The organism is Extensimonas soli, assembly GCF_029211265.1.
Classification (GTDB): Bacteria; Pseudomonadota; Gammaproteobacteria; order Burkholderiales; family Burkholderiaceae_C; genus Extensimonas; species Extensimonas soli.
Genome location: NZ_JARGEL010000008.1, coordinates 85069 through 101176 on the forward strand (window position 1 = coordinate 85069; position 16108 = coordinate 101176).

A 16108-nucleotide genomic window follows, 5' to 3' on the forward strand; every position below is an offset into this window, starting at 1 on the left:
CCGCACAGGGGGCTATCTATGAGGGCTGGCCGTCGGGCGCTCGGCCACTGCGCTTCGCTGCGGGCAAAAAACCACCGAGAAGCAGGCCACGGCCAGGGCCAAAGAGCTGCCCGGCGCGACGATAGCGCAGCATGGCCATGACAACCCCTTTCGCTACAATCCGCGGCAGTATAAGGCCCTATCTTCTTCGCTCATGAAGCCTGCCCATCACACTTTCTCATGGCTGTTGCGCCTGCTGGCCCTGACGGCATTACTGGCTGGCGCAATGGCGCAGGCGCAGGTCGTCGGGGACTACGCCGCCATCACCCAATTGCTCAAGGCGGGCAAACCGACTGAGGCGCTCACGCAGATCGAGCAACGCCTTGCCGCCAACCCTCGCGATCCGCAGCTGCGCTTTTTGCGCGGCGTGGCCCAGTCTGATGCGGGCAAAACCGAAGAGGCGATCACCACCTTCACCCAACTCACGCAGGACTACCCCGAGCTGCCCGAGCCCTACAACAACCTGGCCGTGCTCTATGCGCAGCAAAACCAGTTCGACAAGGCGCGCGTCGCGCTCGAGATGGCGGTGCGCAACAACCCCTCCTACGCCACGGCGCACGAGAACCTGGGTGACATCTATGCACGCCTGGCCCAGCAGTCCTACGCCAAGGCTTTGCAGCTCGACCCGAACAACGCCACGGTCAAGCCCAAGCTGGCCTTGCTGCGCGAGCTGTTTCAGCGGCCGGCAACCACCACCCGCACCCCAGCCTCGGCACCGCGCAAGTAAGCCTTTTTGTGCATGTTGCATCGGTGTGCGATACCCAACGCGGTCTCTACTGAGGCGCCTGTGCGCAAACTAGTGTAGTGTTCGACGCTATATGCGACATAAAACCGCGTCTTTTCGGCCCGGGCCGCGTTGCAAATCCTCGCGATACCACCCGGTATCGCTGCGGTTTGCGCCTTGCCCAGACCAAAAAACCATCGGTTTTATTTGTCGCATCAAGCATCAAACACTACACTGGCAAGCTGCGGCATCTCCTTCACGAGTTTTCCATGTTTTCCAAAAGAAAAACCCTTTCTACCCTTGCTGGCATTGCGCTAGCAGCTCTTGTTTCAGGAGTTCCTGCGGCGCTGGCGCAAACCGCGCCGCGCGTCCAGCTCACCACCAGCATGGGCGAGATCGTGCTCGAATTGAACCCCGCCAAAGCGCCGCGCACGGTGGAGAATTTTTTGCAATACGTGCGTGAGCGGCACTACGACGGCACGATCTTCCACCGCGTGATCGACGGCTTCATGATCCAAGGTGGCGGCTTTACGCCCGACATGCAGCAAAAACCCACGCGCGCGCCCATCGTGCTGGAGGCCGGCAACGGCCTGAAAAATGAGGCTTACACCGTGGCCATGGCGCGCACCAGTGATCCTCATTCGGCGACCGCGCAGTTCTTTATCAACGTCAAGAACAACCCCATGCTCGACGCCCCGCAACCCGATGGTTACGGCTACGCCGTGTTCGGCAAGGTGGTGCGCGGCATGGACGTGGTGGACAAAATCAAGGCCGTGCCCACGGGCAACCGCGGTATGCACCAGAACGTGCCGCTCACGCCCGTGACCATTCTTTCCGCCACCGAAGTCAAGTAACTTCCCCTCCTGTTTTTTCAGAGAAAGCACCCACCATGAGCAATCCCCGCGTCGAACTGCACATCGCCGGCTACGGCACCATCACGCTCGAACTCGACGCCGACAAGGCGCCCAAGTCCGTGGCCAACTTTTTGTCCTACGTGCAAAAAGGCCACTACGACAACACCATCTTCCACCGCGTGATCCCGGGCTTCATGATCCAGGGCGGCGGCTTCGAGCCCGGCATGCAGCAAAAGGGCACCGATGCGCCGATCGACAACGAGGCCAACAACGGCCTGAAGAACGACACCTACACCATCGCCATGGCGCGCACCAGCGACCCGCACTCGGCCACGGCGCAGTTTTTCATCAACGTGGCCGACAACGGTTTCCTGAACTTCACCGCGCCGACCGCGCAGGGCTGGGGCTATGCCGTGTTTGGCAAGGTGGTCGGCGGTAGCGAGGTGGTGGACAAGATCAAGGCCGTGTCCACGGGCCGCAAGGGCTTCCACGACGACGTGCCCAAGACCGACGTGGTGATCGAAAAGGCGGTCGCGCTCTGATTCTTTGCTGCCATGCAGCCTGCCTTGCCGCGTTTCGAGGAACTCGTCGCTCCTGCGGGCTGGCGCACGCTCGACTTCATCTCCGACCTGCACCTGCAGGCGCAGGATCGCGCCACGTTTGCCGTCTGGCGCGACTACATGCAGCGCACGCAGGCGAGCGCGCTGTTTATCCTGGGTGACTTGTTCGAAGTCTGGGTCGGCGACGATGCGATCGAGGACGCCGCTGATCCGGCCCCGGCGCCCGGCGCCAGCAGTTTCGAGGCCGAGTGCTGCGCCATCTTGCGCGCAACGGCGCAGCGCCTGCCCGTGTACTTCATGGTGGGCAACCGCGACTTTCTGGCGGGCGCCGGGTTTGCGCGCGCCTGCGGCCTCGCGCTGCTGGCCGACCCCACGGTGCTGGTGTTCGCCGGGCAGCGCATCTTGCTGAGCCACGGCGACCAGCTCTGCATGGACGACGTGGACTACCAGCGCTTTCGCGCCCTGGCGCGTGCGCCCGAATGGCAGCAGCGCTTTCTGGCCCAGCCTTTGCCTGCGCGCCGGGCGCAGGCGCGCGGCATGCGCGCACAAAGCAGCGCGCGCAAACAATCAGGCGCCGCGTATGCCGACGTCGATGACGCCGCCGCGCGCGCCTGGCTGCACGCCGCGCAGGCGCAGTGGCTGCTGCACGGCCACACGCACCGCCCGGGCGAACATGCGCTCGCGCCTGAGGGCCGGCGCGTGGTGCTCAGCGACTGGGACATGGCCGCATCGCCGCCGCGCGCCGAGGTGCTGCGCCTCGACGCCCAAGGCTTCGTGCGGCACGATCTGACACGCGAAGCATCGTCGCAAGGCTGAACAAAAAGCCCCGATCCGCAGCCATGGCGACGTTCTGGCAGGCTTGGCGGCGCGGCGCGCAGGCGCTGCTTGCACGCTGGCGTGGTGTGCCGGAAATCGATCCGGCGCTGTGGCAGCAGACGCTGCGCACCTATCCTTTCCTGGCCGCCTTGGCGCCCGAGGATCAGGACAAGCTGCGCACCCTGAGCTCGCTGTTTTTGCAGCAAAAAGAGTTCCACGGCGCGCACGGCTTGCAGGTGACCGACGCCATGGCACTGCACGTGGCCGCGCAAGCCTGTGTGCTTTTGCTGCATTGGGGGCCGCCCGCGCAGGCGCTGCGCTGGTGGAATGACTTCGTGGGCATCGTGCTGCACCCCGGCCCGGCCGTGGCGCGGCGCGAAGCGATGGATGAGGCGGGCGTGGTGCACCGCTACCGCGAAGTGCTGACCGGCGAGGCCATGGAGCGCGGCCCCGTGATGCTGAGCTGGCCCGACGTGGCCGCCGGCGCGCACAGCGCGGCGCAGGGCACGAACGTGGTGATCCACGAATTCGCACACAAGCTCGACATGCGCGACGGCGCGGCCGACGGCTGCCCGCCGCTGCCCAAGGGCTTCATGGGCGCGCCCAGCACGAAGGCCGCACGCGCGTGCTGGCACTCAGCGTGGGCGCCAGCCTACGAGCATTTTCGTGAGCGCGTGATCCTGGCCGAACGCTTCGGCGCCGACCGGCCGTGGCTGGACGCCTACGCAGCCATCGGCCCTGCGGAATTCTTTGCCGTGGCCTGCGAGGCGTATTTCGTGAACCGCACGCGCTTCGCGCAGGAGTTTGCGACGCTCGTGCCTTTGCTGGCGGCGTTTTTTGAACCCGGTCGTCTTTGAACGACGGGAGATGAAAGCACCCAAAACAGGATGCGCAGCAGGCCTGCGCGGGCTATGCGGTGTCAGCTTGCAAGGCCGCGCTCTTCCAGGCCTGCGCCGCGGCCTCGGCGTCGCCGCGCTGCTCGGCCAGCGTGGCCAGATGGCACCAGGCGCTGGCGCGCAGGCTGGCGTCGTGCAGCTGCGTCACGGCCTGGGTGAGCAGTTGCTGGGCCTTGCCCCAGAGGCCGCGGCGCAGGCAGGCGACGCCGGCGAGGTACTGCAGGCGGCTGTCGCGCGGGTTGGCCTGCTGCGCGGCCTCGATGCGCGCGAGCCAGGCAGCGTCCAGGCTGTCCAGGCTGGCTTCGAGCGTGCGCACGAGCTTGAGGGCTTGGGCGTCGGGCAAGGCGTGCGGCAGCTCCACCAAACGCTCCCATGCCGGTAGCAGCCAGGCACGAACCTGCGCGGGCTCCCCGCCCAGGGCGGCCAGGCGCTGCGCGGCGTGGATGGCAAGCTCGGGCATGCTGCGCTCGGCGGGCTCGAGCGAAGCCCAGAGCTGCTGCAGCTGGGCGGCGTCGTGGGCACCGTCGAGCAGATTGGTGGCCAGACTGCGCAGAATGCCTTGCGCCGCGGTGGCCGAGAACGCGCGGTGTTTGGCCAGCAGGCGCGCCGTCTCAAGCGCATCGGCGGCACGGCCCGCGAGGCGTGCCGCCTTGAGTTTGATGCGCAGCGCCAGTGTGCGCCGCGCCGCGCCGTGCGGCAGCGCCGCGAGCTGTTCCAGCGCACCGGCGGGGTCGCGGTCGTCCAGCGTCCAGCGCGTGGCGCGCAGTTGCACGCCTTCGCGCAGCTCCTGCACGCGCACGGGGCCTTGCGCGGGGGCGCTGGCGAGGGCGGCATGCAGATGCGTTTCGCGCGTGGCGCGGTCTTGCAGGGCGTGCGAACCCTCGGCTGCGACCACGTGCGCGAGCGTGCGCAGCGCGACGGCATGGGCCACGGCTTCACCGCCGGCTTGCAGCGCCTGCTCTTGCTGCAACGCTGCCTCGGCAGCGCGGCGCGCGCGCACGAAGCGCCCGGCCAGCAAATGGGCCAGCCCGTCGAGCAAGGCGCCGTGCATGGCGCGCTCTTTTTGGCGCAAGCGCCAGCGGCGCGCCTCGCGCGGCAGTTCCAGCAGGGCCGCGAGTGCGCGCAGTGCCGCATAGAGCAGAACGAAGCCGAGCACGAGCAGCAGCAGCACGAGGTTCAGCGACAGGTCGATGCGGTACGGTGGCCAGAACAGCGTGACGCTGCCCTGGTTGTTGCCCGCAAAAAGGGCCGCAGCCGCGGCCATGCCGAAAAGAATCAGAAACCACAGTGCAGCGCGCATGGGCTAGCCCTTCATCGTTCTCAGCCTCTCAGCGCCCGGCTGCGGCCGTGGCCAGCGCGGCCAGCGTGTCATCCACGCGCGGCAGCTCGGCAGCCTTGATGCTCGCCTGTGCCTGCTGCAGCAGCGTGGCGGCGTTTTGCGTGCGGCGTGACGTGGGGTTGAAGTATTTGTTGAGTGCCGCGCTTGCTGCCGCGAGGTCGGCGCGCGCGGCGTCGTACTGGCGCGCGAACAGGCCCAGGCGCGCATTGAGCAGCTTGAGCTTGAGGTTTTCGCGCAGGAAAAACGCCTGGTCGGGCGCGAGCAGCATGGCCTCGGGCTGGTCTATGCGGCGCACACGCACGAGCTGGCGGGTTTCGTCGCGCACGGTTTGCCACAGGTTTTGCACGCCCGCGTGCCACCAGGATGGCGCGTCCGCATCCGCGGGCTTTGCGGTTTGCCCCGTGTGGGCCAGGCGGCGCGTGTTCTCAGCCAGCGCGACTTCGTTGTGCACGGGCAGGTCGTCCACCAGACGCACGAGTTCGTCAAGGCGGGCGAACAGGCCGGCGGTGTCGGTGACGTTCGCGCGCGCGAGCCGGTCCAGATCGCGTGTGATGGCGCGCTGGATCGGCGCCAGCCGCGGTTGGGCGGCGCGCTCTATGCGCTGCTGGGCGCTTTTGAGCGCGGCCACAAGCGGCTCCAGACTGCCGGTGAGCTGCGCTTGCTGCTGCGCGAGGCGGAGGGCGGCGTCTATATCGACCACCAGGTTTTCGTCGCGCGAACGCGACAGGCTTTGCATGAGTTCTTCGAGCTGGCTGCGCTGCAGCGCCGATTCGTTCACGCGGGCTTCGACCACGCTCAGGCGCGTGCTGGCATCGCGCGCCAGTTCTTCGGCCTGGCGCGCAAGGGTACGGGCTTCGACCGCCTGGGTGCTCGAATCGGCCGACTGGCGCGCCAGCTGCTCCTGGATGCCGCCGAGCTTTTGCCACAGCAGCACACTGCTGACCAGGGCGGCGACCGCCAGGGCCGCAGCCGCAACCAGCAGATAGACCTGTAGCCCAGAGCGCGGGGCGGCCGGGGCCGGCGCGTGCACGGGCTGGGCCGTCCACGGAGATTGCGGCGCGGGCGCAGGGGAGGGCGGCACGGGCGGTGTGGGTGGAGGAAGAGGGGAGGGCGGGGACTGGAAGGGTTGCTGCGCAGGCGCTGCGGCGGCGGGTGCGGCGGCGGGTGGCGTGGCGGCGCCGAGATCGGCAGGCGCGGCGGCCACGGCAGGGTTGCCGCTGGATTGACCGGAGTTGGGCACGGAGCTCATGAAGCCGATTCTATCGAGGCCCGTCGGGCTTGGGAGTCGTCGGCTGTGACACGTTTTCGCCATCGCTGCCCAAAGTCCGACAGGCTCCGAGCGCGGCCGCCACGTCTTCCACCGTAGGGCGGCAGTCGCACACCAGCCCGAAGCCTGCGGCGCGCGCGGCGGCGGCGATGCGCGGGTGCGTGGCGAGTGCGCGCGCCTGCGCGAGCGGCAGGTCGGGGAGGGCCTGCCGCAGATGGCGCACGGCCAAGGAACTGCTGAGCAGCCACCAGCTGCGCGCCGCTACGGCCGCGTGGGCGAGGCGCCGCTGTTCGGGGCCCCAAAGGGGCGCGGCGCGCTCGTAGGCGACCACGGTTTCGACCATGCCACCCTCCGCTTCGACTTGCTGCGCGAGCCAGTCCCGGCCCTGGCCTTTGCGCCCCGCGGCTGCGTCGGCACTGCCTGCATCCGTATCCATAGCGCGTCCGCGCACGACGAGCACGCGCGCGCCCGGCTGCACCTGGGGCGCCACGCGCTGCCATAGCGCCTCGGAGTCGAACTGCGCGGCCTCGGCGGGTGGGGCGTCCAGCCGCGCCGCGGGCCAGCCCGCCTGCTGCAGCGCGCGCGCCGTACCCGGGCCGGGCGCCCATGCTCTTGTAGATATAGCTATCAGCGCAGGCAGATAGGGCGCTAAAGCCTCTTTTTGCATCAAAAAATGGCGCACGGCGGGCACGCTCACGAACATCACCGCCTGGTAGTGCGCGAGTTGCGCGCGCGCCTGCTGCAATGCGGCCTGGCTCGCGGCATCCGCGCAGGGGGCAATGTCGATCAGGGGCAGGGCGGCGGCGCTGATGCCCCGCGCGCCAAGCTGCTGCACCCAGCGTGCGGCCTCGAGAGCAGGGCGGGTGACGATGACTTGCACGCCTAGCAGCCTGTCGGACTTTGGAATCGTCGGCTGCGAATGCGCCGCAGCGGCCCATTTTTTACCGTCTTCTTGCCCCATAGTCCCGCTATGGGGCGGCGAATCCGGCAAAAACTGGTCACGCTGGGGCGCATTCTCGCTTTCGACGCCCAAAGTCCGACAGGCTGCCAGGCCCTGCGCTTGTGCCGTCATGCCGCGTTGCCCGGCAGGCCGGCCACATCGAACCCTGCCACGCCCCCCACCGCCCCGCGAGCGCGCAGGCTCGCGGCGACCTGCGTGCCCAGCACCTCGGCTTCGGCATGGCTCTGCACCGCGGCGCAGGCGCTCGCGCGCACCAGCGGCGTGCGGCCTTCGGGGTCACCCCAGGCGGCGTCGAGCTGCAGGCGGCCTTCCGTCCAGCGCGCATGCGCGGCCAGCGGCATGGAGCAGCTGCCGCCGAGCGCACGGCTCACTGCGCGCTCGGCGCTCACGGCGAGCCAGGTGGGCGTGTGCGCGAGCGGTGCGAGCGCGGCGATCAGGTCGGCGCGATCGCTGCGCACTTCGATGCCCAGCGCGCCCTGTCCCGCGGCGGGCAGCATCGCCTCGGGCGCAAAGGTGCTGCGTAGGCGCGCGCCCAGGCCCAGGCGCTTGAGGCCCGCGGCCGCGAGCACGATGGCGTCGTACTGCCCTTCGTCGAGCTTGCGCAGCCGCGTGTCGAGGTTGCCGCGCAGCGGCGTGATGCGCAGGTCGGGTCGCAGCGCCTGCAGCAGCACCTGGCGGCGCAGGCTCGAGGTGCCGAGCACCGCGCCCGCGGGCAGTTCGTCCAGGTTCGCGTAGCGCGGCGAGACGAAGGCGTCGCGTGGGTCTTCGCGCTCGAGCACGCAGGCCAGCGCAAAGCCCTCGGGCAAGTCCATGGGCACGTCCTTGAGCGAATGCACGGCGATCTGCGCGCGGCCCTGTTCGAGCGCCACCTCGAGCTCTTTGACAAACAGCCCCTTGCCGCCGACCTTGCTCAGGCTGCGGTCGAGGATCTGGTCGCCCTGCGTGGTCATGCCCAGCAGGTGCACGCGGTGCCCGCGCGCCTGCAAGAGCGCCTGCACGTGCTCGGCCTGCCACAGCGCGAGGCGGCTTTCGCGCGTGGCGATCACAAGAGAGGAGGAGGGGGATTCGGTCGGGGTCATCGTGCGCGCGAAGGCAAAAGTGAAGACGGTCTTGCCGCAAGCAAAAAAAGAGCGGCGGATGCTAGCATGCGCCACCGTGGCAACAGGGTGCGCAAAGCGCCATTTTGGCTACCGCTGCAAAGGCATTTTCCGTGAAAAAAACCGACAAAGACTTTCCACTGATCCAGGACATCCGCCTGCTCGGGCGCATTTTGGGCGACGTAATCCGCGAGCAAGAGGGCGTGGCCGCGTTCGAGCTCGTCGAGCAGGTGCGCAAGCTCTCCGTGGCCTTTCGGCGCGATGCCGACCAGGCGGCCGACCAGGCGCTCAAAACCCTGCTCAAATCGCTCACCGGCGACCAGACCGTGAGCGTGATCCGCGCCTTCACTTACTTCAGCCATTTGGCGAACCTCGCCGAAGACCGCCACCATATCCGCCGCCGCGCCGTGCACGAGCGCGCGGGCGAGACGCAGGAGGGCAGCGTCGAAGTGGCGCTCGCGCGCCTGCGCTGGGCCGGCATCGCGCCGCAGACCATCGTTGAAACGCTGGCGCACAGCTATGTCTCACCGGTGCTCACGGCGCACCCGACCGAGGTGCAGCGCAAGAGCATCCTCGACGCCGAGCGCAGCATTGCCCAGCTGCTGAACCAGCGCGACGACATCCTCGCGCGCGCCCAGCTCTACAACAGCGCCAAGGACGCGCTCACGCCGCGCGAACTCGCAGCCAACGAGGCCCAGCTGCGCGCGCGCGTGGCGCAGCTGTGGCAGACGCGCCTGCTGCGCTTCAGCCACCTTACCGTGGCCGACGAGATCGAAAACGCGCTTTCGTACTATGAATCGACCTTTCTGCGCGAAATCCCCAAGATCTACGCCATGCTCGAGGACGCGCTGGGCGAGCTGCCGGTGCACAGCTTTTTGCGCATGGGTCAGTGGATAGGCGGCGACCGCGACGGCAACCCCAACGTCAACGCCGACACCCTGCAGCATGCGCTGCGCCGCCAGGCCGACATGGCGCTGCGCCACTATCTGCGCGAAGTGCACTTTCTGGGCGCCGAGCTGTCCATGTCGGCGCGCCTGGTGCACATCACGCCCGAAATGGCCGCGCTGGCCGCGCGCTCGCCCGACACCAGCGAGCACCGCCAGGACGAGCCCTACCGGCGCGCGCTCACCGGCATCTATGCGCGCCTTGCCGCCACGCTCAAGGAGCTGACCGGCGGCGAGGCCGCGCGCCACGCCGTCGCGCCGCAAAACCCCTACGCGAGCGCCGAGGAACTGCTGGCTGACCTGCGTGTGCTGGAAGCCTCGCTGCGCGCGCACCATGGCGCCGACCTCGCGCGCGAGCGTCTGCACCCTCTGATGCGCGCCGTGCAGGTGTTCGGCTTTCACCTAGCCACGGTCGATTTGCGCCAAAGCTCCGACCAGCACGAGGCCGTGGTGGCCGAGCTGCTTGCCGTGGCGCGCCTGGAGCCGGCCTACGCCGCGCTGGCCGAGGACGCCAAACGTGCGCTGCTGATGCGCCTGCTGAACGACGCGCGCCCGCTGCGCGTGCCCGATGCTGCGTATTCGGCCAGCACGCGCAGCGAACTCGCGATCTTCGAGACCGCGCGCCAGCTGCGCGCCCGCCACGGCCCCGAGGCCATACGCCACTACATCATCAGCCACACCGAAGCGGTGAGCGACCTGCTCGAAGTGCTGCTGCTCGAAAAAGAGGTCGGCCTGCTGCACGGCACCCTGGACGACGCGGCGCGCAATGAGCTCATCGTCGTGCCCTTGTTCGAGACCATTGCCGACCTGCGCAACGCCGTGCCCATCATGCGCGAGTTTTACGCCCTGCCCGGCATCGCCGCCATGGTGCAGCGCAGCGGCGGCGCGCAGGGCGAGCAGGACGTCATGCTCGGCTACTCCGACAGCAACAAGGACGGTGGCATCTTCACGAGCAATTGGGAGCTGTACCGCGCCGAAACCGCGCTCGTGGAGCTGTTCGACCAGCTTGCGCAGTCCTACCGCATCCGCCTGCGCATGTTCCACGGGCGCGGTGGTACCGTGGGGCGCGGCGGCGGGCCGAGCTACGAGGCCATCCTTGCGCAGCCGCCGGGCACGGTGCGCGGGCAGATCCGCCTGACCGAGCAGGGCGAGGTGATCGCCTCCAAATATTCCAACCCCGAAATCGGGCGCCGCAACCTCGAAACCCTGGTCGCCGCCACGCTCGAAGCCACGCTGCTGCAACCCACCAAGCCCGCGACGCCCGCCTTCCATGCCGCGGCAGAGCAGCTCTCGGCGGCCAGTTTTGCCGCGTACCGCGCGCTGGTCTATGAGACGCCGGGCTTTGCCGAGTATTTTTTCCACGCCACGCCGATCCGCGAGATTGCCGAGCTCAACATCGGCTCGCGCCCGGCCTCGCGCAAGCCCTCGCAGCGCATCGAAGACCTGCGCGCGATCCCCTGGACCTTCAGCTGGGGCCAGTGCCGCATCACGCTGCCGGGCTGGTACGGCTTTGGTTCGGGCGTGCAGGCCTTCATCGAGCAAGAAGGCAAAGACCCGAAAACGCAGCTTGCGCTGCTGCGCAAAATGGTCCGCCACTGGCCCTTTTTCCGCACCCTGCTGTCGAACATGGACATGGTGCTGGCCAAGAGCGACCTCGCGCTGGGCGCGCTCTACAGCGAGCTCGTCGCCGACCCGGCACTGCGCGCGCGCGTGTTCAGCGCCATCGAGGCCGAATGGCAGCGCACCACCGACGCGCTGTACCGCATCACGGGCGACAGGCAGCGCCTCGCGCACAACAGCGCGCTCGCGCGTTCGATCCGCTACCGCTTCCCCTACATCGACCCGTTGAACCACCTGCAGGCCGAGCTGCTGCGCCGCTGGCGCGCCGAGCCCGGCGACGAGCGCGTGCACACCGGCATTCATTTGTCCATCAACGGCATTGCGGCGGGCTTGCGCAATACGGGTTGAGCCCAGCTTTTTCCAATAAAAAGGGCCTGCAGTGCAGGCCCAGCAAGCGTAAGCAGCTATCCTTTTTACATGTCTGTGTAGTTCGGCCCGCCGCCGCCTTCGGGCGTGACCCAGACGATGTTCTGCGTCGGGTCCTTGATGTCGCAGGTCTTGCAGTGCACGCAGTTTTGCGCGTTGATCTGCAGGCGCTGGGCGTTGGCGCCCTTGGACTCGTCGGGCACAAATTCGTACACGCCGGCCGGGCAGTAGCGGCTCTCGGGGCCGGCATATTTGGTCAGGTTGATGTCCACGGGCACGCTCGGGTCTTTGAGCGTGAGGTGCGAGGGCTGGTTCTCCGCGTGGTTGGTGTTGCTCAGGAACACGCTGGAGAGTCGGTCGAAGGTGAGCTTGCCGTCCGGCTTGGGGTACTCGATGGGAGTGCACTCGGCCGCGGGCTTGAGGTAGGCGTGGTCGGGCTTTTCACGGTGCAGCGTCCAGGGAATGTGGCCGCGCAGCACGAACTGCTCGAAGCCGTTCATCAGCGTGGCCGTGGTCAGGCCGTGCTTGAACCAGTTCTTGAAGTTGCGGTCTTTGTTGAGCTCGGTGTGCAGCCAGCTTTCGTCGAAGGCCTTGGGGTAGGCCGTGAGTTCGTCGTGCTGGCGGCCGGCCACGAGGGCGTCGTAGGCTGCTTCGGCCGCGAGCATGCCGGTCTTGATTGCGGCGTGGCTGCCCTTGATGCGGCTGACGTTGAGGTAGCCCGCGTCGCAACCCACCAGCGCGCCACCCGGGAAGACCGTCTTGGGCAGCGAATTGATGCCGCTTGCGTTGATGGCGCGCGCGCCGTAGCTCAGGCGCTTGCCGGGCTGGATGCCTTTGGATTCGTCGCCTTCGAGGTACCAGCGGATGTTGGGGTGCGTCTTCCAGCGCTGGAATTCCTCGAACGGGCTCAGGTAAGGGTTGGTGTAGCCCAGGCCCGTGACGAAGCCCAGCGCGACCTTGTTGTCCTCCATGTGGTAGAGGAAAGCGCCGCCGTATGTTTTGCTGTCCATGGGCCAGCCCGCGGTGTGCATGACGAAGCCCGGCTTGTGGCGGGCGGGGTCGATTTCCCACAGCTCCTTGATGCCTATGCCGAAGCTCTGCGGGTCGCAGCCCGCGTCGAGCGCATAGCGTGCGATCAGCTGTTTGCCCAGGTGGCCGCGCGCGCCTTCGGCGAAGATGGTGTATTTGGCGTGCAGTTCCATGCCGAGCTGGAAGTCGGGCGTGGGCTCGCCGTCCTTGCCTATGCCCATGTTGCCCGTGGCCACGCCTTTGACTTTGCCGTCTTCGGTATAGAGCACTTCAGCTGCCGCAAAACCCGGGAAGATCTCCACGCCCAGCCCTTCGGCCTGCTGCGCGAGCCAGCGCGTGACGTTGCCCAGGCTGATGATGTAGTTGCCGTGGTTGTGCGCAAACGGCGGCAGGAACATGTTGGGCACGCGAAACGAGGACTTTTCGCCCAGAAAGACGTAGGCGTCGTCGGTCACGGGCTGGTTCAGCGGTGCGCCCAGTTCTTTCCAGTTGGGGAACAGCTCGGTCAGGGCCCGCGGGTCCATGATCGCGCCCGAGAGGATGTGTGCGCCGGGCTCGGAGCCCTTTTCAAGCACGACCACCGAGACGTCGGTGCCTTTTTCGGCGGCCAGCTGCTTGAGGCGGATCGCTGTGGACAGGCCCGCCGGGCCACCGCCCACGATCACCACGTCGTATTCCATGGCTTCGCGCGGGCCATACTGGGCGAGGATTTCTTCGTTCGTCATTTGTTTTGCGGGGCGTTGAAAGGGTTGCAAAACCAGGCGCGCAGGTGCGCCAAGGGAAAGGGGGGAGGCAGAAAAGGCCGCCATTGTATGCCCAGCGGCCATGTGCTGAACAAACGTTTGGTTAGTTTGCTGCGTGTGTGTGCCATCTTTTACGTCGCAAGGCCCGCAGCCTTGGGCAGCAGCAGCCCCTGGGTTTCGATGAAGGCCACCACCTCGGCCAGCCCCGCGAGGGTTTTGAGGTTGGTGAAGACGTAGGGCTTGAGCCCCTGCGCGCTGCGGCGCATGCGCTCGGTGTCGGCCTGCATCACGGCCAGGCTCGCGCCCACATGCGGGGCCAGGTCGGTTTTGTTGATCACGAGCAGGTCGCTCTTGGTGATGCCGGGGCCGCCTTTGCGCGGGATTTTCTCGCCCGCGGCGACGTCGATCACGTAGATCGTGAGGTCGGAGAGCTCGGGGCTGAAGGTGGCCGCGAGGTTGTCGCCGCCGCTTTCGACGAAGACCACGTCGGCATCGGGAAAGGTGCCGAGCATGCGGTCTATGGCTTCGAGGTTGATCGAGGCGTCTTCGCGGATCGCGGTGTGCGGGCAGCCGCCGGTTTCCACGCCCAGGATGCGCTCGGGCGGCAGCGCGCCGCTCGCGGTGAGCAGGCGCTGGTCTTCCTTGGTGTAGATGTCGTTGGTGATGGCCACGAGCTCGTAGCGCGTGCGCATGGCTTTGCACAGCATTTCGAGCAGCGTGGTCTTGCCCGAGCCCACGGGGCCGCCTATGCCGATGCGCAGCGGCGGGAGTTTTTTGGTGCGGCCGGGGATGTGGTGCAGTGCGGTCATGAGCGGAAAAGGCGTGAATACTGGGTTTCATGCTGCGCCGAGAGGATGGCGAGCATGGGTGTGAAGGCCTGGCGTGCGCCGTCGGGCAGCGCGGCGGCGTGGGCTGCGGCGTCGGGGATCGCGGCGGCCAGGCGCGCCAGGACGCGCTGGCCCGCGCTTTGCCCCAGCGGCATGGACTTGAGCGCGGCCTGCACCATGTTCTCGGCCCAGCCGAAGGCGTAGGCGCACAGAATCTCGCGCACCGGCGCCTGCGTGCGCGCCGCGGCCAGCGCAAAGGCCACGGGGTAGCTGGGCGGCAGCTGGGCCAGTGCGGCTATTTGTTCTGTAATGTGCGGCGGCGTGGTCTCGGTCGGGTGCTGGTTGCGCAGCCATTCGCTGAGCGAGCGGCCCATCTGCTCGGTTTGCAGGCGCAGCTCGCTGCTTTCCCGCGTGTGCAGCACCCAGTCGTTGAGGGCGCGCACCTGCGCCAGGTCGCCGCGCCGCCACGCGCCCACGGCGCGCGCGAGCACGGCCAGGTCGCCGCGCGCCTGGCCCAGGTGCAGCTGGTCGAGCAGCCAGTCGCCCACGGCGGCCTCGTCAGGCAGCAGGCCGTGCTCGACGGCGCTCTCGAGGCCCTCCGAATACGAAAAGCCGCCTACGGGCAGCCCGGGCGAGGCCAGCCAGATCAGCTGCAGCAGGCTCGCGGCCGGCAAAGGGGCGGGGCGCTGGCGCAGCCGGCGCGGGGTATGTGGCTGGAGGTGCGGCGGGGTGGGCGACGGGACAGGCTCAGTGTGCATGGCCGTCGTTGGCGTGGGCTGCGCCGTGATTCTGGCCGTGGCCGTGGGAATGGGCGTGGTCATGGCCATGCGCGTGGTCGTGGGAATGGGCGTGCCCCGCAGCGTGCGCGGCGCCGTGGCCATAAGCGCCGGCTTCAGGCTCGAAGGCTTCGCTGCGCTCTTGCACGATCAGGTGCATGGCGCGCAGCATGTCGGCCAGCACCGGGTCGGGCTCGATCTGCAGGTAGTCGGGCCGCAGTTCGATGGGCACGTGGCGGTTGCCCAGGTGGTAGGCGGCGCGCAGCAGGTCGAAAGGTGTGCCGTGCGCAGGGCAGGGCGTGATGCGCAACACCGGCTGCGGCGCGGCCAGCACGCGCACGAGCGAGCCATCTTCGGCCACCAGCACGTCGCCGCCGCGCACCACGCTGCCGCGTGGCAAAAACACCGCGAGCGCGCGGCCCGCAGAGTCGGTCGCGGCAAAGCGGCTTTTCTGGCGCACGCCCCAGTCGAGCGCGACGCTCGCAGCGCGGCGCAGCAGCACGGGGGCCAGGCCTTGGCCTTGGGGGAGCAGGCGGGAGACGGTGAGCATGGTGGGTGGAGCAGTGCAGTGAGTTGGGACGACGGCCCGTCGATGCGGCTGTGCAGCTTGGATCATAGTCCGCATACCATGCCAATTGCGTACAATGAAGCTGTACGTAAAAAAGGGGGCATGATGACCATAGAAACCACTTACAGCCAGGCCCGTGGGCAGTTCAAGGCGCTGATGGATCGCGCGCTGCAAGACCGCGAAATCGTGCTGGTGCGCCGCCGTTCGGGCGATGCCGTGGCGATGATTGCCGCAGACGAGTTGCAAAGCCTGATGGAGACGGCGCATCTGCTGCGTTCGCCCAAAAACGCGCAACGCCTGCTCGATGCCCTCGCGCGGGCACGCGCGGGTGACGTGGCGCCGACGAGCGTGCAAGCCTTGGAGCAGCAGTTTGGCCTCCAAAACTGAGCCGGAGCGTGTCGCGGTATTTCAGCCCGAGTTCCTCGAAGACCTCAGCTATTGGGTCACCACGGAGCGCCGCACCGCCAAGCGCTTGCTGGAGCTCGTCAAAGCCACGCTGCGCGATCCTTTCGCGGGCATAGGCAAGCCAGAACCTTTGAAGTACCTGGGTTCGGACGTCTGGTCGCGCCGCATCACGCAGGAGCACCGCTGCGTGTATCTGGTGAAGGCCGACAGGATCGAATTTCTGCAAGGGCGCTACCACTATTGATGCTTGGCGTGCGCGTGCCTGGAGGCGCGGCAG

The 16108-nt window shown here is 67.7% G+C and carries 15 protein-coding genes and 1 pseudogene; 8 read left to right on the forward strand and 8 right to left on the reverse strand.

Going from position 1 to position 16108, the window contains the following annotated elements:
* Positions 1-193: 193 nt before the first annotated feature.
* The 5 genes and pseudogenes from PYV55_RS01960 to PYV55_RS01980 all read left to right on the forward strand — a co-directional run.
* Positions 194-754: pseudogene (locus PYV55_RS01960) on the forward strand (tetratricopeptide repeat protein); the annotation flags it as partial.
* A 278-nt stretch (positions 755-1032) separates the two neighbouring features.
* Positions 1033-1617: a peptidylprolyl isomerase gene (locus PYV55_RS01965; protein ID WP_275848777.1), complete on the forward strand. Its 585-nt coding sequence runs from the start codon at positions 1033-1035 to the stop codon at positions 1615-1617.
* 35 nt (positions 1618-1652) lie between these two features.
* Entirely contained in the window at positions 1653-2159 is a 507-nt protein-coding gene (locus PYV55_RS01970; protein WP_275848779.1) for a peptidylprolyl isomerase, read from the forward strand.
* Between the two features lie 12 nt (positions 2160-2171).
* Entirely contained in the window at positions 2172-2993 is an 822-nt protein-coding gene (locus PYV55_RS01975; protein WP_275848781.1) for a UDP-2,3-diacylglucosamine diphosphatase, read from the forward strand.
* A 23-nt stretch (positions 2994-3016) separates the two neighbouring features.
* A complete protein-coding gene (locus PYV55_RS01980; protein ID WP_275848782.1) occupies positions 3017-3850 on the forward strand; it encodes a M90 family metallopeptidase in 834 nt (277 codons plus the stop codon).
* A 52-nt stretch (positions 3851-3902) separates the two neighbouring features.
* Here the strand turns inward: PYV55_RS01980 and PYV55_RS01985 are convergent, their stop codons facing one another.
* From PYV55_RS01985 to hemC, 4 genes are read right to left on the reverse strand one after another with little or no spacing between them, the layout of a single operon-like run.
* The gene (locus tag PYV55_RS01985) at positions 3903-5189 is read right to left on the reverse strand and encodes a heme biosynthesis protein HemY (RefSeq protein ID WP_275848784.1); all 1287 of its coding nucleotides are present in this window, start codon (positions 5187-5189) and stop codon (positions 3903-3905) included.
* A 28-nt stretch (positions 5190-5217) separates the two neighbouring features.
* The gene (locus tag PYV55_RS01990; protein WP_275848786.1) at positions 5218-6477 is read right to left on the reverse strand and encodes a uroporphyrinogen-III C-methyltransferase; all 1260 of its coding nucleotides are present in this window, start codon (positions 6475-6477) and stop codon (positions 5218-5220) included.
* Positions 6478-6487: 10 nt separating this feature from the next.
* Entirely contained in the window at positions 6488-7567 is a 1080-nt protein-coding gene (locus PYV55_RS01995) for a uroporphyrinogen-III synthase (protein ID WP_345803582.1), read from the reverse strand.
* Positions 7564-8535, reverse strand: a complete 972-nt coding sequence (gene hemC / locus PYV55_RS02000) for a hydroxymethylbilane synthase (RefSeq protein ID WP_275848788.1) — start codon at positions 8533-8535, stop codon at positions 7564-7566. The genes PYV55_RS01995 and hemC overlap by 4 nt, the downstream gene beginning before the upstream one ends.
* A 131-nt stretch (positions 8536-8666) precedes the next feature.
* On the opposite strand from hemC, the gene ppc reads away from it, so the two are divergent.
* Positions 8667-11465: a phosphoenolpyruvate carboxylase gene (ppc, locus tag PYV55_RS02005; protein WP_275848790.1), complete on the forward strand. Its 2799-nt coding sequence runs from the start codon at positions 8667-8669 to the stop codon at positions 11463-11465.
* 65 nt (positions 11466-11530) lie between these two features.
* Here the strand turns inward: ppc and PYV55_RS02010 are convergent, their stop codons facing one another.
* From PYV55_RS02010 to ureE, 4 genes are all read right to left on the reverse strand, one after another.
* Complete coding sequence (locus PYV55_RS02010) at positions 11531-13237, reverse strand: electron transfer flavoprotein-ubiquinone oxidoreductase (protein WP_275848792.1); 1707 nt, start codon at positions 13235-13237, stop codon at positions 11531-11533.
* Between the two features lie 149 nt (positions 13238-13386).
* Positions 13387-14064 (reverse strand): urease accessory protein UreG, encoded by a 678-nt coding sequence (ureG, locus tag PYV55_RS02015; protein WP_275848794.1) that lies wholly within the window; start codon positions 14062-14064, stop codon positions 13387-13389.
* Entirely contained in the window at positions 14061-14840 is a 780-nt protein-coding gene (locus PYV55_RS02020; protein WP_275848904.1) for an urease accessory protein UreF, read from the reverse strand. The genes ureG and PYV55_RS02020 overlap by 4 nt, the downstream gene beginning before the upstream one ends.
* A complete protein-coding gene (gene ureE, locus PYV55_RS02025) occupies positions 14830-15408 on the reverse strand; it encodes an urease accessory protein UreE (protein ID WP_275848796.1) in 579 nt (192 codons plus the stop codon). The genes PYV55_RS02020 and ureE overlap by 11 nt, the downstream gene beginning before the upstream one ends.
* 120 nt (positions 15409-15528) lie before the next feature.
* On the opposite strand from ureE, the gene PYV55_RS02030 reads away from it, so the two are divergent.
* A complete protein-coding gene (locus PYV55_RS02030; protein ID WP_275848798.1) occupies positions 15529-15813 on the forward strand; it encodes a type II toxin-antitoxin system Phd/YefM family antitoxin in 285 nt (94 codons plus the stop codon).
* Positions 15797-16075, forward strand: coding sequence for a Txe/YoeB family addiction module toxin (locus tag PYV55_RS02035; RefSeq protein WP_275848800.1), 279 nt, complete (start codon positions 15797-15799; stop codon positions 16073-16075). Before PYV55_RS02030 ends, PYV55_RS02035 begins: the two co-directional genes overlap by 17 nt.
* Positions 16076-16108: the final 33 nt, after the last annotated feature.

What these genes read in the sequence shown, in the direction of transcription:
- PYV55_RS01965 (WP_275848777.1), top strand. Translation starts at nt 1,033, where the DNA reads ATGTTTTCCAAAAGAAAAACCCTTTCTACCCTTGCTGGCATTGCGCTA.
- PYV55_RS01970 (WP_275848779.1), top strand. Translation starts at nt 1,653, where the DNA reads ATGAGCAATCCCCGCGTCGAACTGCACATCGCCGGCTACGGCACCATC.
- PYV55_RS01975 (WP_275848781.1), top strand. Translation starts at nt 2,172, where the DNA reads ATGCAGCCTGCCTTGCCGCGTTTCGAGGAACTCGTCGCTCCTGCGGGC.
- PYV55_RS01980 (WP_275848782.1), top strand. Translation starts at nt 3,017, where the DNA reads ATGGCGACGTTCTGGCAGGCTTGGCGGCGCGGCGCGCAGGCGCTGCTT.
- PYV55_RS01985 (WP_275848784.1), bottom strand. Translation starts at nt 5,189, where the DNA reads ATGCGCGCTGCACTGTGGTTTCTGATTCTTTTCGGCATGGCCGCGGCT.
- PYV55_RS01990 (WP_275848786.1), bottom strand. Translation starts at nt 6,477, where the DNA reads ATGAGCTCCGTGCCCAACTCCGGTCAATCCAGCGGCAACCCTGCCGTG.
- PYV55_RS01995 (WP_345803582.1), bottom strand. Translation starts at nt 7,567, where the DNA reads ATGACGGCACAAGCGCAGGGCCTGGCAGCCTGTCGGACTTTGGGCGTC.
- hemC (WP_275848788.1), bottom strand. Translation starts at nt 8,535, where the DNA reads ATGACCCCGACCGAATCCCCCTCCTCCTCTCTTGTGATCGCCACGCGC.
- PYV55_RS02010 (WP_275848792.1), bottom strand. Translation starts at nt 13,237, where the DNA reads ATGACGAACGAAGAAATCCTCGCCCAGTATGGCCCGCGCGAAGCCATG.
- ureG (WP_275848794.1), bottom strand. Translation starts at nt 14,064, where the DNA reads ATGACCGCACTGCACCACATCCCCGGCCGCACCAAAAAACTCCCGCCG.
- PYV55_RS02020 (WP_275848904.1), bottom strand. Translation starts at nt 14,840, where the DNA reads ATGCACACTGAGCCTGTCCCGTCGCCCACCCCGCCGCACCTCCAGCCA.
- ureE (WP_275848796.1), bottom strand. Translation starts at nt 15,408, where the DNA reads ATGCTCACCGTCTCCCGCCTGCTCCCCCAAGGCCAAGGCCTGGCCCCC.
- PYV55_RS02030 (WP_275848798.1), top strand. Translation starts at nt 15,529, where the DNA reads ATGATGACCATAGAAACCACTTACAGCCAGGCCCGTGGGCAGTTCAAG.